Origin of the sequence: Acidovorax sp. ACV02 (genome assembly GCF_014851475.1) — a bacterium.
GTDB lineage: Bacteria > Pseudomonadota > Gammaproteobacteria > Burkholderiales > Burkholderiaceae_C > Acidovorax > Acidovorax delafieldii.
On record NZ_JACUZU010000002.1, the window covers coordinates 459,404 to 481,595 of the forward strand.

Below are 22,192 nucleotides of genomic sequence, written 5' to 3' on the forward strand. Positions count from 1 at the left end.
CCATACAGATTTCAAAGAAAAACCGCTCCAAGCGCTAGTCGAACATGTGCGAGTAGCTATTGATTTGGTAGCGTCTTGCGCGGAATCCTGGGCATGTGGTGTTCTGCCTGCCCCGCTGCCAGATCGTCCAGGATGGGGCAGTCCGGCCGGTCGTTGCCCTGGCAGCAGGACACCAGCGTTTGCAGGCTGCGCTGCATGGCCTGCATCTGGGCGATGCGTTCGCTCAGGTCGTCGATATGCTGCTGCGCGATGCGTTTGACCTGGCTGCTGGCGCGGCTGCGGTCGTGCCACAGGCCCAGCAGCTCGGCGATTTCTTCCATCGAAAAGCCGAGGTCACGGCTGCGGCGGATGAAGTGCAGGGCGTGTACGTCGGCCTCGGTGTACTGGCGGTAGCCGCTGTCGGTGCGCGCCACGCCGTTGATGAGGCCCAGCGATTCGTAGTGCCGCACCATGCGCGCCGAGATGCGTGCGCGCTTGGCAGCGACGCCGATGGGCACAGGCCAGGCGATGGGGCGGGGCGCTGTGGCCTTGGCGCGCGTGGTCGGCGCGGCATCGGGGGAATGGGGCATGGTCATGGTGTGGCCCTCGCTGGGTGCGTGGTGGCGTGGCGCTCAGGCCGCGACGGTGTAGCCTTCTTCGGCAATGGCGGCGGCCAGGGCCTCGCGGGGGGCGGTGCTGTCCACGTCCACCTTGCCGCTGGCGCGGTCGATGCGCACCTGGGCGTTGGGATCTATCTGCTGCACGGCCTGGGTGACGGCGCGTTCGCAGTGGCCGCAGGTCATGCCCTGCACTTGGAAAGTCGTGGTGGTGGTTGCCATGGTGTGTCCTTGTTGGGTTAAGAGCCTGTTTACGATCTCCCAGGGGTCGCGCAGTGGTTTTTGCGGGATGGACTGCAAGGCGCGGGGCGCAGTGGATAGCTCGGCTATCCACAAGCGCCGCAACGCCGCAGACCGCCCGCAAAAACCACTGCCCGAAGGGTTGGAGCGAAATCGGGCGATTGGACGCCCCGGTTGCTTGCATGGGCATAGGCCCATGCAGCGCAACCGAAGCATCCACTCATCCCGATTGCGCTCCAACGCGATCCCCTGCGAGATCGTAAACAGGCTCTGAAAAATGGCCGTGGATGCGACCGAAGCGAATGTTGAAGCTTGACATCGTGGCAGAGTCAAACGCCGTTCAAGACACTCATGATGTGAGGGTTGATCAATATCAATGCTTGACCTTGCCATCACGTCAAGGATCAGCATCCCGGCCATGAACACCATCACCACCCCCCCCAACACCGCGCCCGGGTCTGTGCACTCGCTGGACCTGGGCATTTCTGGCATGACCTGCGCAAGCTGCGTGGGCCGTGTGGAGCGCGCGCTGCGCAAGGTGCCGGGCGTGCAGGAGGCCTCGGTCAATCTTGCGACCGAGTCTGCGCGCATTGCCTTTGTCACGCAGGTGGGCGCTGATGCTGCGGCCATGGAGGCGGTGCTGCGCCGCGCGGTGCGCAATGCGGGCTACGAGCCGCGTGCGGCGGGGCAGGAGGATGCTCCGGAGGACTTGTCGCCCTGGGCCGGCTTTTTACCTGTGGGCCTTGGCCTGCTGCTGTCGGCGCCGCTGGTGCTGCCCATGATCGGTGACCTGTTCGGCCAGCACTGGATGCTGCCGGCCTGGGTGCAGTTTGTGCTGGCCACGCCGGTGCAGTTCATCCTGGGGGCACGGTTTTACAAGGCGGGCTGGCATGCGGCCAAGGCGCTGAGCGGCAACATGGACTTGCTGGTGGCGCTGGGCACCAGTGCGGGCTGGGGCCTGTCGATGTGGCTGTGGCTCACGGCGCCCTCAGACCACCCGGGGCATGTGCCGCATCTGTACTTTGAGGCCTCGGCCGTGGTGGTCACGCTGGTGCTGCTGGGCAAGTGGCTGGAGGCGCGCGCCAAGCGCCAGACCACGGCGGCCATCCGTGCGCTGCATGCGCTGCGGCCCGATGTGGTGCATTTGCTGACCAAGCAGGGCGAGGTGGATGTGCCGGTGTCTGAGGTGCTGGTGGGCGACCGGCTGGTGGTGCGGCCGGGTGAACGCATCCCGGTGGATGGCACGGTGCATGAGGGCCACACGCAGGTGGACGAATCGATGTTGACGGGCGAGCCCCTGCCGGTGGCGCGCGATGTGGGTGCAGCGCTCACGGGCGGTTCGATCAACGGCGATGGCCGCATCGTGATGGCGGTGACGGCCGTGGGCGCCGAGACGGTGTTGGCCCAGATCATCCGGCTGGTGGAAGACGCCCAGGCGGCCAAGGCGCCCATCCAGCGGCTGGTGGACCAGGTGTCGGCCATTTTTGTGCCGGTGGTGCTGGTGGTGGCGCTGGTGACCCTGGCGGGCTGGCTGGCCATGGGTGCGGGGCTGGAGGCGGCGCTGATCCACGCCGTGGCCGTGATGGTGATTGCCTGCCCCTGTGCGCTGGGGCTGGCCACGCCCGCGGCCATCATGGCGGGCACGGGCGTGGCGGCCAAACACGGCATCCTGATCAAGGACGTGCAGGCGCTGGAGCTGGCGCACAAGGTGGACACGGTAGCCTTTGACAAGACCGGCACGCTGACCGTGGGCCAGCCCCGGCTCACGGCGTTTGAGGTGGTGCCGGGTCTGGACGATACGGCGGTGATGGCGGCCGTGGCCGCAGTGCAAAGCGGTAGCGAACACCCCCTGGCGCGCGCGGTGGTGGCGGCTGCGGGCGAGCGGCAGATCCACGTGGCCACCGCGCAGGACGTGCGCGCCGTGCCCGGGCGCGGCACCGAGGGCGAGGTGGACGGCCAGAGCTACCTGGTGGGCAGCCTGCGCTGGATGCAGGAGCTGGGGGTGGCACTGGGCCCGTTGTCAGACCGCGCGGAGGCGTTGCAGCGCGAAGGCGCCACGGTGTCCGCCGTGGCCCAGCGGGTCACGGAAGGGTTGGCGCTGCGGGCATTGATGGCCTTTGGCGACGAGCCCAAGCCGGGCGCGCGCGAAGCTTTGGCGGCGCTCAAGGCGCGCGGCATTCGCACCGTGATGGTGTCGGGCGACAACCGGGGCGCGGCCGAGGCCATGGCCCGTCGCCTGGGGCTGGACCCGGCTGCGGGCGAGGTGATGGCCGAGGTGCTGCCGGGCGACAAGGCGGCCAAGGTGGCTGCGTTGCAACAGGGCACCGATGGCAAGCACCATCATGTGGCGATGGTGGGCGACGGCGTTAACGATGCCCCCGCGCTGGCGGCGGCCGATGTGGGCATGGCCATGGGCAATGGCACGGATGTGGCCATGCACGCAGCAGGCATTACGCTGATGCGCGGCGACCCGATGCTGGTGGCGGCGGCGCTGGATATTTCGCACCGCACGGTGATGAAGATCCGCCAGAACCTGTTCTGGGCGTTTGCATACAACGTGGCGGGCATTCCGCTGGCGGCGCTGGGTTACCTGAACCCGGTGGTGGCGGGCGCGGCCATGGCGCTGAGTTCGGTCAGCGTGATGGCGAATGCCCTTCTACTCAAGCGGTGGCGCATGTGATAAATACGTACAGCACGGTCATCGATGTCTGGCAAACTGCAACGATTTGTTGCGAATCCGTCGCCTCGGGGGAGGTGCGGCGACCGCATTGGCATAGCTATATCAAGGACGACAGATCATGAATCTCTTCTCGCTCATGCGGCAGTTCACCATACGTTTGCGCATGTTGGGTGCCATTGGCGTGGTACTGGGCCTGCTGGGGCTGCTGGGGGGCGCGGGCATGCTGGGCATGTTCCGCATCCACAACATGAGCCAGGACTTCATGGACCACTCGTTCGCCGAGGTGGGTTACATGGCCGAGCTGCGGGGCGAGATGGGTGCCATCCGCCAGTTCGAGAAGGACATGATCATTGGCTACGAGAAGCCCGAAGCCGTGAAGGCCGCGTACGCCAAGTGGGTGGAGAGCCAGGACAAGGCCAAGAAGATTGCCAACAAGTTCCTGGAAGGCGAGGAGGACTCTGACAACCCGGTGGTGCGCAACATCGTCAAGCGCCTGGACAGCTACCGCGAGCTGTTTGCGCACGTGGCGCGCCAGCTGGAGGCGGGTGGCTATGACACCGCCACCATTGCCAACCGCATGAGCGGCAAGGCCGTGGCGGAGTTTGCCGAGGCCGACAAGCTGATGGCCGAGCTGGACTCGGTGCTGCGCGCGGAGGTGGCCAAGTCCGTGGCGCAGCAAAGCGAAGTGTCCAACCAGACCAAGTGGCTGTTTGTGCTGGCGGTGCTGATCACCGTGGTGGTGGTGGTGCCCACCACGCTCATGAACATGAACTCCATTTGCAAGCCGCTGGAAGACGCACGCAAGATGGCCCAGGCGATTGCGGGCGGCGACCTGTCGCAGCACATTGCTGCCGAGGGCAAGGACGAAGTGGCCGATTTGCAGCGCGCGCTGCGCGACATGCAGCAGGGCCTGAGTGCGCTAGTGGCGCAAGTGCGGGATGCCAGCGGCAACATCGCCACGGCCAGCCAGGAGATCGCCACGGGCAACCAGGACCTGTCGCAGCGCACCGAGCAGACGGCCAGCAACGCGCAGGAGGCCGTGTCCTCGCTGTCGCAGCTCACGTCCACGGTGCAGCAGACGGCATCGTCGTCGCAGATGGCGAACCAGCTGGCCGCGTCGGCCTCGCAGATGGCGACACAGGGTGGTGGCGTGGTGCAGCAGGCCGTGGCCAGCATGCACGAGATTTCGACATCGAGCCGCAAGATCGGCGACATCATCGGCCTGATCGACTCCATTGCCTTCCAGACCAACATCCTGGCGCTGAACGCTGCGGTGGAAGCCGCCCGTGCGGGCGAGCAGGGCCGGGGCTTTGCCGTGGTGGCCAGCGAGGTGCGCAGCCTGGCGCAGCGCAGCGCAGCGGCGGCCAGCGATATCAAGGGCCTGATCCAGAGCAGCGTGACGGCCGTGGACGGCGGCGTGCGCCATGTGGAAGAAGCCGGCACGGCCATGAAGGACATCGTGAGCAGCGTGCAGCGCGTGGGCGACATCATTGGCGAGATCACGGCGGCTGCGTCCGAGCAGTCGGCTGGCATCGGCCAGGTGAACAGTTCGGTGGGCGAGATCGACCGCATGACGCAGCAGAACGCGGCGCTGGTGGAAGAATCCGCCGCCGCTGCCGAGTCGCTGCGCGAGCAGGCCACGCGCCTGTCGCACGTGGTGCAGCAGTTCCGCCTGGCCGAATCGGCGGCCGGCTACGGCCACGGCGGTGCGGTGGCCGCACCGTATGCAGGGCCGCAAACCCAGGCGCTGGCGACAGGCGCCGCGCAGGCGCGCCTGACGCACTGACCGCACTGGCCTTTTCTTCCGATGAGCCCCGCAGGCCTGGTCTGCGGGGCTTTTTTTGTGGGCAGAGCTGCCCGGCGGTTTATTGACCTGCGTCATGGGCGCACCCGTGCGCGCGTGGCACCCTTGGGGCCTTGTTGAACCTGGGGAGTGCGCCATGCCGTCGATCAGTCTGCGAACCATTCGCGAAGAGCATGCGTCGCTCGCGGCGGTGCTGCACTCGCTGCGCCTGATGCTGGACCAGGGCCCGGGCGACGAGCCCGCTGCGTTCTTTGACGTGATGCGGGCGATGCTGTTCTACATCGACGAGTTTCCCGAGCGCCAGCACCACCCCAAGGAGTCGCAGTGGCTGTTCCCCAGGGTGGCCGAGCGCTCACCCCAGGCGGCCGAGGCCATCGCCCAGCTGGAGCGTGACCATGAGGGCGGCGAGGCCGCCGTGCGCGAACTGCAGCACCTGCTGCTGGGCTGGGAGCTGATGGGTGACGCGCGCCGCGAGGCGTTTGCGCTGGCGCTGGAGCGCTACATCCGCTTTTACCTGGAGCACATGCGCCTGGAAGAAACCGTGGTGCTGCCCGCCGCCCAGGAGACCCTGCAGCCGGGCGACTGGACTGCCATCGACGCGGCCTTTGCCAGCAACACCAACCCGCTGGCCCCGGGCAAGCCGCGCGACGCGGCCTATGACCGGCTCTTCACCCGCATCGTCATGCGGGCGCCCAGTCCGATCGGGCTCGGCTCACCCTCCTGAGCGACTTCGCCGCTTGGTGCTGACTGCGGCAGGCGACTGCTGGCCCGCGCGGCGCCAGCTGCAGCCGGTGCGGCCCCATGGGGCCGTTCCGGCGCGGTGCGGACTCAGGCGCTGAGCGCCGGGTAGTCCGTGTACCCCTCGGCCCCGCCGCCGTACAGCGTGGCGCGGTTCACCTCGTTGAGCGGTGCGTTGGTTTTCAGGCGCGCCACCAGGTCGGGGTTGGCGATGAAGGGGCGGCCAAAGGCCACGATGTCGGCACCCTTGGCCAGGGCGGCATCGGCCAGCTCGCGGGTGTAGGCGTTGTTGACCATCCACGCACCCTTGCCGCCCGCTGCACGGTAGGTGGCCTTGAGCGCGGCGTAGTCGAACGGGCGGCCTTCCACCTCGCGCGGGCCGCCGGTGGCGCCTTCGATGACGTGGATGTAGGCCAGGCCCAGCGGGCCCAGGTGGCGCACCACGTGGTCGAACAGCGGCTGCGGGTCGGCGTCCACGATGTCGTTGGCGGGTGTGACGGGCGACAGGCGGATGCCGGTGCGGCCGCCGCCGATTTCCTCGACGATGGCGCGGGTCACTTCGAGCAGCAGACGGGCGCGGTTGGCGATGCTGCCGCCGTAGTCGTCGGTGCGCAGGTTGGCACCGGTCTTCAGGAACTGGTCGATCAGGTAGCCGTTGGCCGCGTGGATTTCCACACCGTCAAAGCCCGACGCAATGGCGTTGCGCGCGGCGTGGCGGTAGTCCTGCACGATGCCGGGGATCTCTTCGGCGTCGAGTGCGCGGGGCATGGAGGTGGGGGTGAAGGTGGGCACGCCGTCCTTGATGAGCACGGTCTTGGTGTTGGCCTGCACGGCCGAGGGTGCGACGGGTGCGGCGTTGCCGGGTTGCAGGTCGGTGTGCGAGACACGGCCCACATGCCACAGCTGCACCACGATCTTGCCGCCGGCATCGTGCACGGCGCGGGTCACCTTCTTCCAGCCGTCCAGCTGCTCGGTGCCGTACAGGCCGGGCACATCGGCATAGCCCTGGGCTTGCGGGCTGATGGCTGTGGCCTCGGAAATGATGAGACCGGCACTGGCGCGCTGCGCGTAGTAGGTGGCGACCAGGTCGGTGGGGATGGCCTCGGGCGAGCGGTTGCGCGTGAGCGGCGCCATGGCGATGCGGTTGGCCAGCTGTAGGTCGCCCGCGCGGGTGGGTTCAAACAATGAGGTCATGGTGAGTGGTCCTGAAAAGCTCAGTGCAAAAAAAGCAGCAAAGAGCCTGTTGACGATCTCCCAGGGGTCGCGCAGCGGTCTTTGCGGGAGGGGATGCAAGGCGCGGTGCGCAGTGGATAGCCCCGCTATCCACAAGCGCCGCAACGCCGCAGACCGCCCGCAAAGGCCACTGCCCGAAGGGTTGGAGCGAAATCGGGTGATTGGACGCCCCAGCTGCTTGCATGGGCATGAGCCCATGCGGCGCATCCGAAGCATCCACTCATCCCGATTGCGCTCCAACGCGATCCCCTGCGAGATCGCCAACAGGCTCTTGGAGCTTAATGCTGCAGCGCAAAACGTGCAGCGCACTGGCGTCAACAAGGGCACCGGTTTTGTGTTAGCCCCGTGCTGTCCAGGCGGCGCAAGCGGCGCGGGTGCTGTTGCATGAGAATGGACCGCCATGCCTTCGCCACCGCCCTTCGCACCGCTTTCCATCTCCCCGTTGCGCAGCCTGTGGCTCGCCGTGGCCTTGTCGATGGGCGCCGCCATCTCGCTGGGCATCACGCGGTTTGCCTATGCCCTGTTGCTGCCGCCCATGCGCGAAGACCTGGGCTGGTCGTACACGCTGGCCGGGGGCATGAACACGGCGAACGCGCTGGGCTATCTGTTGGGCGCTCTGGCCACGCCCTGGCTGTTGCGGCGCGCGGCCCCGGGCGCAGTGCTGGTGGCAGGTGCGGTGATGGCCACGGTGTTCATGGGTCTGAGCGGCTTTTTCACGCAGGCGGCACCCCTCCTGGTGCAGCGCCTGCTGGCCGGTGGGGCCAGTGCGCTGGTGTTCATTGCCGGGGGGCTGCTGGCGGCGCGGCTGGGTGCCCAGGTGCCGGGGCGCAGCGGTTTGCTGCTGGGCCTGTACTACGGCGGCACGGGCTGGGGCATCAGCCTGTCGGCTTTGCTGGTGCCAGCCGTGCTGGGTGTGGCGCCCGCGCCGCATGGCTGGACCTGGGCCTGGTGGGCCTTGGCGCTGGCCTGTGTGGCGGCCACGGTGGCATTGCTGTGGCCGGCGCGGGTGTTGAACGGGCTGGCTGCACCCGTGGCCGCCGCATCCGGAACCCCACCGGAGGCTGCAGTGCCCGACCGCGTGCGCTGGCGGGCCCTGGCCCCTGCGCTGCTGGGTTACGGCCTGTTTGGCGTGGGCTATATCGGCTACATGACCTTTGTGGTGGCGCTGCTGCGCGAGCAGGGCCGGGGTGCGGGCGAGGTGACGTTGTTCTACGCCTTGCTGGGGCTGGCCGTAGTGCTGTCTTCACGCATCTGGGCCGGGCTACTGGACCGCAGCCGTGGCGGAGAGGCACTGGCGCGGCTCAATGCGCTGCTGGGCGTGGCCACCATCCTGCCCGCCGTCACGGGCGCGTGGCCGGTGGTGCTGGCCTCGGGGCTGCTGTTTGGCGGGGTGTTCCTGTCGGTGGTGGCATCGACCACGGCGCTGGTGCGGCACAACCTGCCGCAGGCGCTGTGGGCCAGCGGCATCAGCGCGTTCACCATCGTGTTTGCGGCGGGGCAGATCGTGGGGCCCACGGTGGTAGGCTGGATTGCCGATGGCCCTGGAGGCCTGGCGCGCGGGCTGGTGTTCTCGGCCTGCGCGCTGTGGGTGGGGGCGCTGGTAGCGTGGCGGCAGAAGCCGCTGTAGCACAACTGGAGTTTTGCCCGCGTGTCGAGCTACGTGCTCCCAATCGATACTGGCGGGGCCTAGGCCAGGAACGCCGAGCAAGGGCCGTCCCGCAGCGAGGGCGTTGTCCCCCTGCCCGCGTAGCGAGAGCGGGGGGAAGGCGCGCAGCGCCTCAGGGGGGTGTCCCTATTTCAGCAGGCCTTCGGCCTTCATCGCGGCCTGCACTGCGGGGCGGGCACCCACGCGTTCACGGTAGGCCGCCAGGTTGGCCAGGCCGGAGATGTCGAGCTTGGTGGGCTGGGTCCAGTTGGTCACGGTGAACAGGTAGCCGTCGGCCACGGTGAACTGGTCGCCCATCAGGTACTGCTTGCCGGCGAGCTGGCCATCCACCCACTGCAGGCGTTGCAGCAGGCGCTCGCGCACCATGGGCTTGTACTCCTCGGGGGTGGCGGGGTTGAACAGGGGGCTGAAGCCCTTGTGCAGCTCGGTGCCGATGAAGGTCAGCCACTCTTGCAGGCGGTAGCGCGCCAGGGTGCCGTTGGCGGGGGCGAGTTGCTTGTCGGGCACCTGGTCGGCGATGTATTGCACGATGGCCGGGCCTTCGCGCAGGCGCTCGCCGTTGTCCAGCTCCAGCACGGGCACGTAGCCCAGCGCATTGATGGTGTAGTAGTCGGTGCCGTCCTGCAGCTTGTGGCTCTTGGTGCTGGCCAGCACGGGGGTGTAGGCCAAGCCGGCCTCTTGCAAGGCGATGTGGGGGGACAGGGAGCAGGCGCCGGGGGAGTAGTAAAGCTTCATGGATCGGTCCTTGAAAACGGTCGGAAACCGCCGATCCTATGCGCTGTGCCGGATTCTTGCAGGCGCCGGGGCGCAACCCCGGCGCCTGCTGCGTGGTGCAGCGGGGAGGGGTCGCGTCAGCTGTCGTATCCAGGCAGGTCGCGCTGCACCTTGCGCAGCAGCGCGGGCCAGGCAAAGGCGCCGCCCAGGCCGCCGGTCTGCACGCGCATGGCCTGGGCCACGCCGCTCACGATCTGCGGGTTCACCTGCGTCAGTTCGCCGCCGGCCTGCGCGTCGATCTGGATGCGGCAGGTGTTCTCGAAGGTGTACATGGACAGGAAGGCGTCGGCAATGGTCTTGCCCACGGTGAGCAGCCCGTGGTTGCGCAGCATGAGGAAGTTGGCTTCGCCCAGGTCGGCCTGCAGGCGCGGCTTTTCTTCGTCGCGGAAGGCCACGCCTTCGTACTCGTGGTACGCCAGCGAGCCCAGCACAAAGGTGCTTTGCTGGCTGATGGGCAGCACGCCGCCCTTTTGCGCGCTCACGGCCACGCCGGCGCGCGTGTGGGTGTGCAGCACGCAGCCCGCCTCGGGCCGGGCCTCGTGCACGGCGCTGTGGATCACGAACCCGGCAGGGTTCACAGGGAAGGGCGAGTCGTGCAGCTTGTTGCACAACATGTCCACCTTGATCAGGCTCGACGCCGTGATCTCGTCGAACATGAGGCCATAGGGGTTGATCAGGAAGTGGTGCTCGCCAGGGCCTGACACCGACTCGGGCAGCTTGGCGCTGATGTGGGTGAAGACCAGGTCGCTCCAGCCGTACAGCGCGACGAGCCGGTAGCACGCGGCCAGGTCGCAGCGCAGCTGCCATTCTTCAGGGCTGACGCTGCCTTGCAGCGAGGGGATGTTGAGCATGGGTGGTGTCTCCGCTTTTTGTAGAGGTGGGAAACGCCACTGTAGGGCGGTCTTGCCCGAGGGTCTGTCAGGCAGGCTACACCTGACGCACAACGGACGGAATGGTCGCCCCTGTGGTCCAGGAGCAGCCACACTGCAGTCTGACCGCCTGTGCGTTCAGCGTCAGCGCGTCAGTACTGCTGACGCTGCCGAAGTTGCCGCCGCCCGAGCCAGCCCAGTCCCAGCGCCGCCAGAGCCAGCATCCAGGGCTCATTGACAGGAATCCCCGTGGCTAGGGCCGTCACATTGATGTTCAGCGTGATGACCGAGGACAGGCCATTGGCATCTGTGACCTGGATGACCAGCACGTAGCTGCCGGGAGCCGTGGGTGTGCCGACCAGCATGCCGCTGGCGCTGAGCGACATGCCTGGTGGCAGCGTGCCCGAGTTGATGGCAAAGGTGTAGGGACCTGTGCCGCCAGTCACCTGTATCTGTCCGCTGTAGGGAATGTTGACAAGGAGTGCGGGGGGCGGGGTGATGACCAGCGTGCTGGTCACGGCGCCCGTGCCTGTCAGGTCCAGTTCGCGGCCCAGGAAGTCGGACACCGTGATGGTGAAGCTGTAGGCCGCTGCGGTAGTAGGGGTTCCCGTGAGGGCGCCACTGGCCGACAGGCTCAGGCCGACGGGTAGCACACCGGTGCTGACCAGGAACTGGTACGGCGCCACACCATTGCTGCCCACGAAGGTCACGCTATAAGGCACACCCTGCACCGGGACGGGAATGGAGGAGGGCGTGACGTTGATGCTCTGGGCTGCGGCGGTAGCGCTCCACAGCAAGAGGCCTGCGGTCCCTGCTCCTGCCAGGAGTTGTCGGCACCAGGTGGCCGCAGCCCGGGCTGCGCGGGCCATCATTGCGCACCTCCGCGCTTGCGTTGGAGCTGCCGTTCCAGGACTGAGAGGCGTTCCGCCAAGGCCAGGAGTTCCTCATCCTTGGCAGCCAGCTTCTGGTGCAAAGCCTGGACTGTCGCGGCGGCCAGACCCGCGACATCGCTGGGTGCAAGCGTCTGCGGGCTAGCGCCCAGCTGGAAGCGGTGGTGCACGTCTTCGGCCATGGGGCCCAGGTGCAGGCTGGCGTTGAGGTCGCTCAGGTAGCGCCAGGCATACAGCGGCAGCTGCGCCACCTCGCCCAGAATGACATGGACCGGCGCCGCTGTGATGTCGTGCTTGAGCGTGCGGCTGGAGCCCTGGCTGAGCGTACCGGCGATCACCAGGCCGCCGCTCGACTGTACCGACAACGCGTTGCTGCCGCTGCCGCTCGGTGCCAGGCTGACACTGGACGTAGTGGTGTGCTGGGTCCAGTACGCTGAGCCCGTGCCATGCGCCAGGCGCGCTGCGATGGAGCCGTTGTTCTGTAACTCCATCTGCACGCGCGTGGCGGGGGCCGCCGCGCTGTTGTCAATCAGCAAGGTGCCGGTGCCGTCGCTTCGGCGCAGGTTCAGCGACGCCACGGGGCGGGGAGTCCCCAGGCCGACGTTGCCGCTGCCGGCGATGTCAAGGCTGGAGTGCGGTGCCCCAGGCCGGATGCGCAGGGGCAGGCGCGAGCCGCCCGTGACGTCGCGCACGAAGAAATTGGCCTCGTTGCCGGCAATGTCCCAGGTCTGGGCTGTGAAGCCGCTGGTGTTGCTTTGCTCGAGCCGTACCCCTGGGGTATCGGTGGTCAGCATGTGCAGGTCCAGCGCGGGCACGGCCGTTCGGATGCCCACGCGCCCCTGTGGGCTCACGTGAAGACTGTGTGCCGGTGCGCCGGCCATCCAGCGTGCGGGAAGTTTGGCGCCCGTGGCATCCTCGATGGCCATGTAGCTGGCCCCACCACTGGAGGTGTCATTGGCGACCAGGGTCCATCTGTTGTTGGGAAATGGCGTGAGCCGGGTGTCCCAGAAACCGATGCGGGTGTTGTTCTCCTTCAGCCGCAGGGTGTCATCGCCAAAAACCTCGTTGTTGACGCAGTCGAGTCCTGTGCAGACGCTGCCCTGGACGATGTGGTCGTCGGCGACCACTTGGTCCTTGGTGGTCATGCGCGTGCTGGCCCGGATGGCGGCAGGTGCCGTGGTGGTGCTGTCGGCCGCACCGACCTCGCCACGCGGCGGTGCCTGAGGCGGCAGCACGAAAGAGCCACCGGCCACGGTCACGTAGCCGCTGAACTGGGCACCTATGGGGCTGGCTGCGGGCGCTGCTGGAGCTACAGCGGCATCGTCACGCCGCACTGCGTTGGTGGCAGGTGCGAGTGTCAGTTCGTAGACGTAGCGCCCGTCGGGCAGAGGGGTGTCCTGCAGGGAGAACACCAGCGGGCTGCGCAGCACGAAGTCCTGGGGCGTGCCGCCGTCGCGCGCGACGCGCAGCACGGCACGGCCATGGGGCGCGGCGGGTGTCCACTCCAGCCGCTGGGCCAGCAGGCGGACTGTGACAGCGGCGGCGCTGGCGGCGGCCTCCGGTTGTTGTGCCTGCACGTTCTGGCACAGCAGCGACGCTGCGAGTGCCGTGGCCATCATCAGCAGGGCGGCAGTGCGCGGTTTTGGCCGGCTCTGCGAGGGGTTGTGGTGGTGCATGGCTAGCGACCCCTTCAGCGTACGGGCTTGGCGGGGACCGCCATCTGGGCTTCGAGCAGGGAGATGCGGGCCCGGATCGCCGCAATGTCGGCCTCGCGCTCTGTCACCTTGCGAGCCAGTTCCTGCACGGCCCCCAGGGTCACGCCCGCGAGGTCGCCGGGCGCCAGGCTCTTGTCATCCTGGCCGAGCTGGAAGATCTTGCGGAAGTCTTCGGCCATGGGGCCGACGTGGCGTTCCTGTGCGGGGCTCGCGGTGTAGCGCCAGTGGTACAGCGGCAGGCTCAGCACTTTGGCCAGCAGGCTGCTGCCGTTGATGGGCTCGATGCCCGTCTTGAGCGAGCGGCTGGAGCCGGTGCTCAACGTTCCGGTGATGGCCAGGTTGCCGTTGGCCGCCAGCGTGAGCTGGGGGGTACCCGCGCCCTGTGTGGCCAGCGTGAGCGTGGTGCCGGCTGTCATGTCCCAACCGGTGGCCGCTGCCGTGGTGAAGCGCAGCGTGGCCGGGCCGTTGTTGGTCAGGTTCAGCAGGGTGCGCTGTGCGGCTGTGCCGCTGGTTTCCTGGACCAGGACTTGGGCCGTGCCGTCGGTGCGCAACACATGCAGTGCAGCGGCTGGCGACGCAGTGCCCAGGCCGACATTGCCCGATGCCGCGATGTCCAGGCTGCTGGTGGGTGCTCCAGGGCGTATGCGCAGCGGTAGGCGTGAGCCACCTGTGACGTCGCGCACGAAGAAATTGGCCTCGTTGGAAGCGATATCCCAGGTCTGCGCCGTGAAGCCGCCCGCTGAGGACTGCTCCAGGCGGACCCCTGGCGTGTCACCCGTCAGGGCATGTACGTCCAGCACCGGTGTGGCGGTGCGCAAGCCCAGGTCGCCGCCGGAGCTGACGTAGAGGCTGTTGGTGGGGGCCCCGGCACTGACGCTGAAAACCTGGTTGCCAGTGGCCGCATCCTCGATGGCGAGGTAGGAGGCGCCGCCCGAGGCGGCGTCGTTGGCCCGAATGCGCCAGTCGTTGGTGGGGAAGGCGCCGGTGCTGGTGTCCTCAAAATGGATGATGGGGTTGGCGCCCTTGAGCCGCACCGTGTCGAAGCCGAAGGACTCGTTGTTCACGCAGTCGAGCCCGGCGCAGAGGCTGCCCTGCACGATCAGGTCGTCGGCAACAACTTGGTCCTTGGTGGAGAACGTGGCTGCCGCCTTGGTGCGTGGCGCCGGCACGCTGTATTCGGTGCCGCCCACCTGCAACTGACCCTGGGCCACGACAAAGGAGCCTGACACGATGCGCTGGGACAGCGTGGCCTGGGCCAGGGCGGGATCCATGAGCGGAGGCGGGTCCAGGCTCAGTTCATAAAAGTAGCGTCCGTCGGCCAGGCCCGCGCTGCGGGGTTCCAGCACGATGGGCGCGCGCGCGAACGCCAGATCGGTGGTACTGCCGTCGGGGCGCGCCAGCCGCAGCTTGGCCGCACCGTGGGCTGTGTTGGGGGTCCAGGTGATGCGATCGGCCTGGCGGGTGGTGGCGATGGAAGGGGCAGCGCTCTGGGCAGCGCAGGTGGTGGCGATCAGGCTCGCCACCAGGGCCATCGAGGCTCGGTGCAGAAGGTTCATGGCGGTGTTCTCGAAAGCGCGGGCGGAGAAGGGCTACCAGGAGCACCGACACGGTCAGGGTGGCATGTTCGCCGCGTGCTTGCCGTTGGTTACTCGTAGAAACAAATTGAGTCTGAATGACCAGTGCTGATGCGTCAATCGAGAAATGCGCGAGGGTGATTGTTGTTTTTGTGATACATCATGCGGGCGGGTTGGCGGGTGCGTTCTCGCCGAGCGCGCCGCCGCTTTGCCGCCCTGCCGAGCGCGGTCAGGCTGCTCCTGGAATCGGTGCGCGCATGCCCGCGTTCAGCAGGTTCCAGGCGTTGATGATGGCGATGGCAAAGCCCAGGTCGGAAATCTCGGCGTCGGTGAACAGGGCCTTCAGCTTGGCGTACTCGTCATCGCTCGCGTCGCTGTGGGGGGTGGCGGTGATGATCTCTGCCCAGCGAAACGCAGCGCGTTCGCGCTCGCTGAAGAACGGTGCCTCGCGCCAGCCAGCCACAGCGTTGAGGTGGCGCGGATCGGCGCCGTCCTTGACGAGCGCGCTCCAGTGCATGTCCATGCAGTAGGCGCAGCCGTTGATCTGCGAGATGCGCAGGAACACCAGCTCGGCCAGCCGGGTGCCCAGTGGGCCTTTCTTGATGGTTTCAGAGACGTTGACCAGGCCCATGAAGGCCTTGGACGACAGTTGGTGGTAGGGCAGGCGGGCGCTGTGTTGCGACATGGAAAACTCCTGGTGTGAAAGGGTGTTGATAACGGCGGTGAAAGACGGCGCTCGTGTGTAGCCTTGTGGCCTTGCTACCGTATGGCCACACTGCCGTCTTCCATACCCTTCAAGACGCTGCACCGTGCCAGGTTGTGACAGGTGGCCTGCGTTTTTTCTGCCCTGGCGCACTCGCCGGAGCTGCCCGCGTGATGGTCTGCGCAGACGGCGCTATGCCCGTGTCTTTACAGCGGCAGCATGGCCGGGATGCCGGCCAGCTTGTCCGGGTTGCGCACGGCGTAGATGGCCACGATGCGCTCGCCATCGGTCACAAACGCCTGGGCCGACTCGATGCGCCCGTCCACATAGCGCAGCAGGCCCGGCTCGCCGTTGATGAGCGCCATGCGATACACCACCTGCGTGCCCAGGCGCCGGAACACCGCCCAGTACAGGTTGGTGATGCGAAACGGCCCCACCAGCGGCTTGGGAAACGAGGGCACGATGCCACCGCCATCGCCGATGAGCTGGGCGTCTTCGCTCAGCAGCGCCTCGATGGCGTGGCGGTCCCCGCTCTGGGCGGCATTCATGAAGCGTTGCAGCAGCTGGTGGTGCACCGCCTGCGGCACCTCAAAGCGGGTGCGCGCCTGCTGCACGCGCTCGCTGGCGCGGTGCACCATCTGGCGGCAGCTGGCCTCGGTCTTGCCCAGCTGGGCGGCGATCTCGGGGTAGTCGTAGTCGAACACCTGGCGCAGCAAAAAGGCCGCGCGCTCCTCGGGCCCCAGCCGCTCCAGCACATACATGAACGCCACCGACAGCTCGCCCGCCAGTTCCGCCGCCGATTCGGGCGTGTAGGTGTCCAGCTCCACCAGCGGCTCGGGCAGCCACCAGCCCACATAGGCCTCGCGCTCGGCCTTGGCCGCCCGCAGCCGGTCGATGGACAGCCGCGTGACGATGGTCACCAGCCAGGCCTCGGCCGACTGCAGAGTGCTGGCGTCGGTGCGGCTCCAGCGCAGCCAGGCGTCCTGCAGCACATCCTCGGCATCGGCCCGCACGCCCAGCATGCGGTAGGCAATGCCAAAGAGGCGAGGGCGCAGGGTGGTGAAGGGGTCGGTGGTGGTGGTCATGGCAATGGCGGCGGTGGAGTGCTTTCAGTGAAGCACAGACGGCGCACACCTGCAGTTTGTGACAGCCTGGCTTGGAACTATCGTTTTTATAGCTGCTAGTGCATGTGGCACTAGCGCTTGAGTTCACTTTGGGGCTTGAAACGCCTGCAGTGTCCCTCCGTGGCCCCGCGAAACAGACTACGGGCGCGCGGCCGGCTGCGTGAGCGATTCCAGCCGGGACAGGTAGTGCATGGCGTGTGCCTGGCTGCTGCCGCACATCTCGGCAGAGGGCGTCAGCCCCGCGCACACCGCTGGGCGTTCGGGTTGGCCAAAGATGCGGCAGCGCGCATCGTCCGCCAGCTGAATGCACCGCACCCCGGCCGGCTTGCCCAGTGGCATGCCGGGGATGGGCGAGCTGATGGAGGGGGCGGTGCAGCAGGCGCCGCAACCGGGGCGGCAGTCCACGGGCGCGCCGCCTTATTGGCCGCCAGCGGGCTGCAGGCGGCTGGCGCCCCACAGCACCTGGTCCACCACGGCACGCACGCGGTCGCGGTGGGCTGGCTGGACGAGGGCGCCGCTGTCGTCAAACGCGCTGCCTGCCGAGCCCAGGGCAAATGCCTTGGGCGCCAGCCAGCATTCGGCATTGATCAGCAGGGGTGCCAGGTGGCTTTGCGAGCGCAGGCCACCCAGGGCGCCTGGCGAGGCACTCAGCATGCCCACGACCTTGCCGCGAAAACTCTTGCCACCGTCCTGCCAGTCGGGGTTGCCCTTGACGGGGCTGGAGGCCCAGTCGATGGTGTTCTTGAGCAGGGCGGTGTAGCTGCCGTTGTACTCGGGCGAGCAGATGATCCAGGCCGGGTGCTGCCAGAGGATTTCCTTCAGCCGGATCACGTCGGCAGGCGTGCCCTGGGCTTCGAGGTCGGCGTTGTACAGCGGGATGTTGAAGTCCGACAGCTCCATCAGCGTGACGCTGGCCCCTGCATCGCGCGCGATGGCAGCGGTGGCGTGGGCCAGTTTGCGGTTGAAGGATTGCTGGCGGGTGCTGCCCGCGAAGATGAGAAGTTGGGTAGTCATGCGGGCCATTGGAGCACAAAGCCGCGGCAGGAATACTGCAAGCTGCCGCCCTCCGGCGTGTGGGGGCGGGCGTTTGTTTCACGTGAAACACCTGCCCAAGGCCGCAGGCGCTGGTAGCGCTGCGGATGGGTGGCGCTACCGCTGTCACCAGGGCTTTGCACAAAAAGCATGCAAAGGTGGGAAAATCGTGGGTTTCCCCTTGCACCCTTGCCGCCCCGATGGGCTGGTGAATGATGCATCCCGCCGCAGTGCGCCCCCCCCGTTGGGCCGTCGCAGGCTGGCGGGCGGTTTTGAATGTCGGGCCCCCCGGGCCCCGGAGCACCCCCCATGTTGTACCCCCAGGAATTTGATGTGATCGTTGTCGGCGGTGGCCATGCAGGCACCGAGGCCGCGCTGGCCGCTGCCCGTATGGGCAGCAAAACGCTGCTGCTGACCCACAACATCGAGACCTTGGGGCAGATGAGCTGCAACCCGAGCATTGGGGGCATCGGCAAGGGCCACCTGGTGAAAGAGGTGGATGCGCTGGGCGGGGCCATGGCGCTGGCCACGGACGAGGGTGGCATCCAGTTCCGCATCCTCAATAGCTCCAAGGGCCCGGCCGTGCGGGCCACGCGCGCCCAGGCCGATCGCATTCTGTACAAGGCCGCCATCCGCCGCATGCTGGAGAACCAGCCCAACCTGTGGCTGTTCCAGCAGGCGGTGGACGACCTGATGGTGGAAGGCGACCGCGTGGTGGGCGCCGTGACGCAGGTGGGCATCCGCTTCCGCAGCCGCACCGTGGTGCTCACGGCGGGCACCTTTCTGGACGGAAAGATCCATGTGGGCCTGAACAACTACGCGGCTGGCCGGGCAGGGGACCCGCCGGCGGTGTCGCTGTCGGCGCGCCTCAAGGAGCTGAAGCTGCCGCAAGGGCGCCTCAAAACCGGCACGCCGCCCCGCATCGACGGGCGCAGCATCGACTTCTCGAAGTGCACCGAACAACCCGGCGACGGCATGCCCGGCGGCGTGAACGAGGGCACGGTGCCTGTGTTCAGCTTCATGGGCAATGCACAAATGCACCCCCAGCAGGTGCCCTGCTGGATCACCCACACCAACGAGCGCACGCACGAGATCATCCGCAGCGGCTTCGACCGCAGCCCCATGTTCACCGGCAAGATTGAGGGCGTGGGCCCGCGCTACTGCCCCAGCGTGGAAGACAAGATCAACCGCTTTGCCGACAAGGACAGCCACCAGATCTTTCTGGAGCCCGAAGGCCTGACCACGCACGAGTTCTACCCCAACGGCATCAGCACCAGCCTGCCGTTCGACATCCAGTACGACCTGGTACGCAGCATGCCGGGGCTGGAGAACGCGCACATCCTGCGCCCCGGCTACGCCATCGAATACGACTACTTCGACCCGCGCTCGCTCAAGAGCAGTTTCGAGACACGCCAGATCCAGGGCCTGTTCTTCGCCGGGCAGATCAACGGCACCACCGGTTATGAAGAGGCGGCGGCCCAGGGGCTGTTCGCAGGCATCAACGCCGCGCTGCAGTGCCGGGGTGACGCGCCCTGGCTGCCTGGCCGCGACGAGGCCTACCTGGGCGTGCTGGTGGACGACCTGATCACCAAGGGCGTGACCGAGCCCTACCGCATGTTCACCAGCCGGGCCGAGTTCCGCCTGCAGCTGCGCGAGGACAATGCGGACATGCGCCTGACGGAAGTGGGGCGCCAGATGGGCCTGGTGGACGATGCGCGCTGGGATGCCTTCAGCCGCAAGCGCGATGCGGTTTCACGTGAAACAGAGCGCTTGAAGGCCACCTGGGTGAACCCGCGCAATCTGCCTGCCGCCGAATCGGAGCGGGTGCTGGGCAAGAGCATCGAGCACGAATACAACCTGTTCGAACTGCTGCGCCGCCCCGATGTGAGCTACGCCAACCTGGTGTCGATGGACGGCGGTAAGTACGTATCGGCCGATGTTTCACGTGAAACCCTGGGTGACCTGAGCGACCCTGTGCTGGAGCAGGTGGAGATTGCCGCCAAGTATGCAGGCTACATCGACCGCCAGAAGGGTGAGGTGGAGCGCGCTGCGCACTTCGAGAAGCTGCGCCTGCCGCCCGATCTGGACTACATGCAGGTCACCGCACTGAGCATCGAGGCGCGTCAGGTGCTCACCCGCCACCGGCCCGAGACCCTGGGCCATGCCTCGCGCATCACGGGCATTACGCCTGCGTCGATCTCGCTGCTGATGGTCCATTTGAAGAAGGGTGGGTTCAAGGAGTTCGCCGTGGCACCCGCCATGCCATCCAAGGCAGAAGGCGAAGTGGCGGCATGACGATGGCGGTGAACAGCAACCACGACAGCCTGCGCCAACAATTGCAAGCCGGGGTCGACGCCCTGGCGCTGGGCCTGAGCGATGCGCAGGTTTCCCTGCTGATGGACTTCCTGGCGCTGCTGCAGAAGTGGAACAAGGTCTACAACCTGACCGCCGTGCGTGACCCGCAGGAGATGATGACGCACCACCTGCTGGACAGCCTGGCCGCCGTGGCGCCGTTGCGGCGGCATGTGGCGGGCCTGCAGCAGGGTGGGGTGGCGGCGGTGAAGCTGCTGGATGTCGGGTCGGGCGGTGGGCTGCCCGGTGTGGTGTTTGCCATCTGCTGCCCGGATGTGGACGTGAGCTGCGTGGACACCGTGGGCAAGAAGGCAGCCTTCATCCAGCAGGCGGCGGTGGCGCTCAAGCTGCGCAACCTGCATGGTGTGCACGCACGGGTCGAGACGCTGAGCACGCCGTTCGATGTCATCAGCTGCCGCGCGTTTGCCTCGTTGCCAGACTTTGTGACCTGGTCGCGCAGCGCACTGGCCGCGCCCCATGGCGTATGGCTGGCCATGAAGGGCAAACATCCCCATGAGGAAATCGCTGCGCTGCCTGGGGATGTGGCAGTGTTTCACGTGGAACAGCTCACGGTGCCGGGTCTGGACGCGGAGCGCTGCATCATTTGGATGAAGCCCGCCTGATGGCTCTGTCCTCAGTGCGCCGACTTTTCGACGGGTGGGGCAGGGGGCTCGCGTAAACTCGGCTCCTCACCCGGGTGCATCTTTCGGTCGCACCCTACCCGCGCACCAGGAGAAACCATGTTCGGCATCGCAGACTACGGCGCCTTTGTCGCCGCCATCGTGTTGTTCCTGCTCATTCCGGGCCCTGGCAATCTGGCGCTCATCACCTCCACCAGCAAGGGCGGTATTCGCGGCGGCATGGCGGCCACCATGGGCGTGATTGCGGGCGACCAGGTGCTGATGTGGGCGGCAGTGGCCGGTGTGGCTGCGTTGCTTGCCACCTACCCCACGGCCTTCCACGCGGTGCAGTGGCTGGGGGCCGCCTATCTGGCGTGGCTGGGTTTCAAGATGGTCACGGCCAAGCCGGGCGCCCAGCCCATCCTGAACATCGAGCCACGCCACTATTTCAAGCAGGCCGGGCTCATCACCTTGCTCAACCCCAAGGCCATCGTTTTCTACATGGCGTTCTTTCCGCTGTTCGTCGATCCTGCGCGCCACCAGGGCATGCTGACCTTTGGCGTGATGGCGGCCACGGTGGCCGCGTTGACGTTTCTCTATGGCCTGACTGCCGTGCTGCTCACGCACCACCTGGCCGAGCGCATGCGCGCCAACCCGCGCATCGGCCGCGTGCTAGAGAAAGTGGCAGGCGTCTTCCTGATCGGCTTTGGCATCAAGCTGGCCATCTCCAAATAACACCACACGAACTGCAGCACCCACATGGCCAAGATCTTTTGCGTTGCCAATCAAAAGGGTGGGGTGGGCAAGACCACCACCACCGTCAACCTCGCCGCCGGCCTGGCCAAGATCGGCCAGCGCGTGCTGATGGTGGACCTGGACCCGCAGGGCAACGCCACCATGGGCTCGGGCGTGGACAAGCGCAGCCTCGACCTCACGGTGTACGACGTGCTGCTCGAATCCGCCTCCGTCAAAGAGGCGGCCGTGCTGTCGGACAAATGTGGCTACTGGGTGCTGGGCGCCAACCGCGAACTGGCCGGGGCCGAGGTGGAACTGGTGGCGCTGGAGCACCGCGAAAAGCGCCTCAAATCTGCGCTGGCCGAGGCCGATGGTGACTATGACTTCGTGCTGATCGACTGCCCTCCGTCGCTGTCGATGCTCACCCTCAACGGCCTGTGCAGTGCCCACGGCGTGATCGTGCCCATGCAGTGCGAATACTTCGCGCTGGAAGGCCTGACCGACCTGGTCAACACCATCAAGCAGGTGCACGCCAACCTCAATGCCGACCTGCAGATCATCGGCCTGCTGCGCGTGATGTTCGACCCGCGCATCACGCTGCAGCAGCAGGTGAGCGACCAGCTCAAGGGCCACTTTGGCGACAAGGTGTTCAACAGCGTGATTCCGCGCAACGTGCGCCTGGCCGAGGCGCCCAGCTATGGCCTGCCCGGTGTGGTGTTTGACCCGGCCGCCAAGGGCAGCCAGGCCTTTGTGGAGTTTGCGCAGGAGATGGTCGAGCGTGTGCAAACCATGCCTCCTGCAGCCTCTTCCATGGCCAAAATGGCCGCAGGCGCTTGAAGATTATGCG

At 67.0% G+C, this 22,192-nt stretch carries 20 protein-coding genes; 8 read left to right on the forward strand and 12 right to left on the reverse strand.

Features of this window, described 5'->3' with window-relative positions; translation table 11 throughout:
- Positions 1–56: 56 nt before the first annotated feature.
- A complete protein-coding gene (gene cueR, locus IB236_RS06000; protein WP_370539885.1) occupies positions 57–575 on the reverse strand; it encodes a Cu(I)-responsive transcriptional regulator in 519 nt (172 codons plus the stop codon).
- 36 nt (positions 576–611) lie between these two features.
- The gene (locus IB236_RS06005; protein ID WP_192419414.1) at positions 612–818 is read right to left on the reverse strand and encodes a heavy-metal-associated domain-containing protein; all 207 of its coding nucleotides are present in this window, start codon (positions 816–818) and stop codon (positions 612–614) included.
- A gap of 436 nt (positions 819–1,254) precedes the next feature.
- On the opposite strand from IB236_RS06005, the gene IB236_RS06010 reads away from it, so the two are divergent.
- The 3 genes from IB236_RS06010 (at position 1,255) to IB236_RS06020 (ending at position 6,044) form a co-directional block, all read left to right on the forward strand.
- Entirely contained in the window at positions 1,255–3,516 is a 2,262-nt protein-coding gene (locus IB236_RS06010) for a cation-translocating P-type ATPase (RefSeq protein ID WP_192419416.1), read from the forward strand.
- Between the two features lie 118 nt (positions 3,517–3,634).
- Complete coding sequence (locus IB236_RS06015) at positions 3,635–5,302, forward strand: methyl-accepting chemotaxis protein (protein WP_192419418.1); 1,668 nt, start codon at positions 3,635–3,637, stop codon at positions 5,300–5,302.
- Between the two features lie 154 nt (positions 5,303–5,456).
- The gene (locus IB236_RS06020; RefSeq protein WP_056056944.1) at positions 5,457–6,044 is read left to right on the forward strand and encodes a hemerythrin domain-containing protein; all 588 of its coding nucleotides are present in this window, start codon (positions 5,457–5,459) and stop codon (positions 6,042–6,044) included.
- A gap of 104 nt (positions 6,045–6,148) precedes the next feature.
- Here the strand turns inward: IB236_RS06020 and IB236_RS06025 are convergent, their stop codons facing one another.
- The gene (locus tag IB236_RS06025; RefSeq protein ID WP_192419420.1) at positions 6,149–7,252 is read right to left on the reverse strand and encodes an alkene reductase; all 1,104 of its coding nucleotides are present in this window, start codon (positions 7,250–7,252) and stop codon (positions 6,149–6,151) included.
- Positions 7,253–7,691: 439 nt separating this feature from the next.
- Between IB236_RS06025 and IB236_RS06030 the strand changes: the two genes are divergently transcribed.
- Positions 7,692–8,918 carry a YbfB/YjiJ family MFS transporter gene (locus IB236_RS06030; RefSeq protein ID WP_146870401.1) on the forward strand — a complete coding sequence of 409 codons (1,227 nt, stop codon included), beginning with the start codon at positions 7,692–7,694 and terminating at the stop codon, positions 8,916–8,918.
- 165 nt (positions 8,919–9,083) lie between these two features.
- Here IB236_RS06030 and gstA read toward each other — a convergent pair whose 3' ends face one another.
- The 9 genes from gstA to IB236_RS06075 form a co-directional block, all read right to left on the reverse strand.
- Positions 9,084–9,692 (reverse strand): glutathione transferase GstA, encoded by a 609-nt coding sequence (gene gstA, locus IB236_RS06035; protein WP_056056950.1) that lies wholly within the window; start codon positions 9,690–9,692, stop codon positions 9,084–9,086.
- A 116-nt stretch (positions 9,693–9,808) separates the two neighbouring features.
- Positions 9,809–10,582, reverse strand: a complete 774-nt coding sequence (locus tag IB236_RS06040) for a class II aldolase/adducin family protein (RefSeq protein ID WP_056742476.1) — start codon at positions 10,580–10,582, stop codon at positions 9,809–9,811.
- Between the two features lie 170 nt (positions 10,583–10,752).
- Positions 10,753–11,469: an Ig domain-containing protein gene (locus IB236_RS06045; RefSeq protein WP_225580986.1), complete on the reverse strand. Its 717-nt coding sequence runs from the start codon at positions 11,467–11,469 to the stop codon at positions 10,753–10,755.
- Positions 11,469–13,166 (reverse strand): tail fiber domain-containing protein, encoded by a 1,698-nt coding sequence (locus tag IB236_RS06050; RefSeq protein ID WP_192419422.1) that lies wholly within the window; start codon positions 13,164–13,166, stop codon positions 11,469–11,471. Before IB236_RS06050 ends, IB236_RS06045 begins: the two co-directional genes overlap by 1 nt.
- Before the next feature lie 14 nt (positions 13,167–13,180).
- Positions 13,181–14,761, reverse strand: a complete 1,581-nt coding sequence (locus IB236_RS06055) for a tail fiber domain-containing protein (protein WP_146870396.1) — start codon at positions 14,759–14,761, stop codon at positions 13,181–13,183.
- A gap of 247 nt (positions 14,762–15,008) precedes the next feature.
- The gene (locus IB236_RS06060) at positions 15,009–15,464 is read right to left on the reverse strand and encodes a carboxymuconolactone decarboxylase family protein (protein ID WP_056742467.1); all 456 of its coding nucleotides are present in this window, start codon (positions 15,462–15,464) and stop codon (positions 15,009–15,011) included.
- Between the two features lie 224 nt (positions 15,465–15,688).
- On the reverse strand, positions 15,689–16,567 hold the full coding sequence (locus IB236_RS06065; protein ID WP_146870394.1) for an RNA polymerase sigma-70 factor: 879 nt from the start codon (positions 16,565–16,567) through the stop codon (positions 15,689–15,691).
- Between the two features lie 177 nt (positions 16,568–16,744).
- On the reverse strand, positions 16,745–17,011 hold the full coding sequence (locus IB236_RS06070; protein WP_056742462.1) for a YkgJ family cysteine cluster protein: 267 nt from the start codon (positions 17,009–17,011) through the stop codon (positions 16,745–16,747).
- Between the two features lie 12 nt (positions 17,012–17,023).
- Entirely contained in the window at positions 17,024–17,620 is a 597-nt protein-coding gene (locus IB236_RS06075; protein WP_056743165.1) for an NADPH-dependent FMN reductase, read from the reverse strand.
- A gap of 327 nt (positions 17,621–17,947) precedes the next feature.
- On the opposite strand from IB236_RS06075, the gene mnmG reads away from it, so the two are divergent.
- From mnmG to IB236_RS06095, 4 genes are all read left to right on the forward strand, one after another.
- Positions 17,948–19,933, forward strand: a complete 1,986-nt coding sequence (gene mnmG / locus IB236_RS06080) for a tRNA uridine-5-carboxymethylaminomethyl(34) synthesis enzyme MnmG (RefSeq protein ID WP_192419424.1) — start codon at positions 17,948–17,950, stop codon at positions 19,931–19,933.
- Between the two features lie 2 nt (positions 19,934–19,935).
- Positions 19,936–20,613 carry a 16S rRNA (guanine(527)-N(7))-methyltransferase RsmG gene (gene rsmG, locus IB236_RS06085; RefSeq protein WP_370539892.1) on the forward strand — a complete coding sequence of 226 codons (678 nt, stop codon included), beginning with the start codon at positions 19,936–19,938 and terminating at the stop codon, positions 20,611–20,613.
- Between the two features lie 117 nt (positions 20,614–20,730).
- Positions 20,731–21,345, forward strand: a complete 615-nt coding sequence (locus IB236_RS06090) for a LysE family transporter (protein ID WP_056742455.1) — start codon at positions 20,731–20,733, stop codon at positions 21,343–21,345.
- 24 nt (positions 21,346–21,369) lie between these two features.
- The gene (locus tag IB236_RS06095) at positions 21,370–22,182 is read left to right on the forward strand and encodes a ParA family protein (protein WP_056742454.1); all 813 of its coding nucleotides are present in this window, start codon (positions 21,370–21,372) and stop codon (positions 22,180–22,182) included.
- Positions 22,183–22,192: the final 10 nt, after the last annotated feature.

What these genes read in the sequence shown, in the direction of transcription:
- IB236_RS06040 (WP_056742476.1), bottom strand. Translation starts at nt 10,582, where the DNA reads ATGCTCAACATCCCCTCGCTGCAAGGCAGCGTCAGCCCTGAAGAATGG.
- IB236_RS06020 (WP_056056944.1), top strand. Translation starts at nt 5,457, where the DNA reads ATGCCGTCGATCAGTCTGCGAACCATTCGCGAAGAGCATGCGTCGCTC.
- IB236_RS06060 (WP_056742467.1), bottom strand. Translation starts at nt 15,464, where the DNA reads ATGTCGCAACACAGCGCCCGCCTGCCCTACCACCAACTGTCGTCCAAG.
- IB236_RS06005 (WP_192419414.1), bottom strand. Translation starts at nt 818, where the DNA reads ATGGCAACCACCACCACGACTTTCCAAGTGCAGGGCATGACCTGCGGC.
- IB236_RS06055 (WP_146870396.1), bottom strand. Translation starts at nt 14,761, where the DNA reads ATGAACCTTCTGCACCGAGCCTCGATGGCCCTGGTGGCGAGCCTGATC.
- mnmG (WP_192419424.1), top strand. Translation starts at nt 17,948, where the DNA reads ATGTTGTACCCCCAGGAATTTGATGTGATCGTTGTCGGCGGTGGCCAT.
- IB236_RS06030 (WP_146870401.1), top strand. Translation starts at nt 7,692, where the DNA reads ATGCCTTCGCCACCGCCCTTCGCACCGCTTTCCATCTCCCCGTTGCGC.
- IB236_RS06075 (WP_056743165.1), bottom strand. Translation starts at nt 17,620, where the DNA reads ATGACTACCCAACTTCTCATCTTCGCGGGCAGCACCCGCCAGCAATCC.
- IB236_RS06010 (WP_192419416.1), top strand. Translation starts at nt 1,255, where the DNA reads ATGAACACCATCACCACCCCCCCCAACACCGCGCCCGGGTCTGTGCAC.
- IB236_RS06065 (WP_146870394.1), bottom strand. Translation starts at nt 16,567, where the DNA reads ATGACCACCACCACCGACCCCTTCACCACCCTGCGCCCTCGCCTCTTT.
- IB236_RS06025 (WP_192419420.1), bottom strand. Translation starts at nt 7,252, where the DNA reads ATGACCTCATTGTTTGAACCCACCCGCGCGGGCGACCTACAGCTGGCC.
- IB236_RS06045 (WP_225580986.1), bottom strand. Translation starts at nt 11,469, where the DNA reads ATGGCCCGCGCAGCCCGGGCTGCGGCCACCTGGTGCCGACAACTCCTG.
- IB236_RS06090 (WP_056742455.1), top strand. Translation starts at nt 20,731, where the DNA reads ATGTTCGGCATCGCAGACTACGGCGCCTTTGTCGCCGCCATCGTGTTG.
- gstA (WP_056056950.1), bottom strand. Translation starts at nt 9,692, where the DNA reads ATGAAGCTTTACTACTCCCCCGGCGCCTGCTCCCTGTCCCCCCACATC.
- IB236_RS06015 (WP_192419418.1), top strand. Translation starts at nt 3,635, where the DNA reads ATGAATCTCTTCTCGCTCATGCGGCAGTTCACCATACGTTTGCGCATG.
- cueR (WP_370539885.1), bottom strand. Translation starts at nt 575, where the DNA reads ATGACCATGCCCCATTCCCCCGATGCCGCGCCGACCACGCGCGCCAAG.
- IB236_RS06050 (WP_192419422.1), bottom strand. Translation starts at nt 13,166, where the DNA reads ATGCACCACCACAACCCCTCGCAGAGCCGGCCAAAACCGCGCACTGCC.
- IB236_RS06095 (WP_056742454.1), top strand. Translation starts at nt 21,370, where the DNA reads ATGGCCAAGATCTTTTGCGTTGCCAATCAAAAGGGTGGGGTGGGCAAG.
- rsmG (WP_370539892.1), top strand. Translation starts at nt 19,936, where the DNA reads ATGGCGGTGAACAGCAACCACGACAGCCTGCGCCAACAATTGCAAGCC.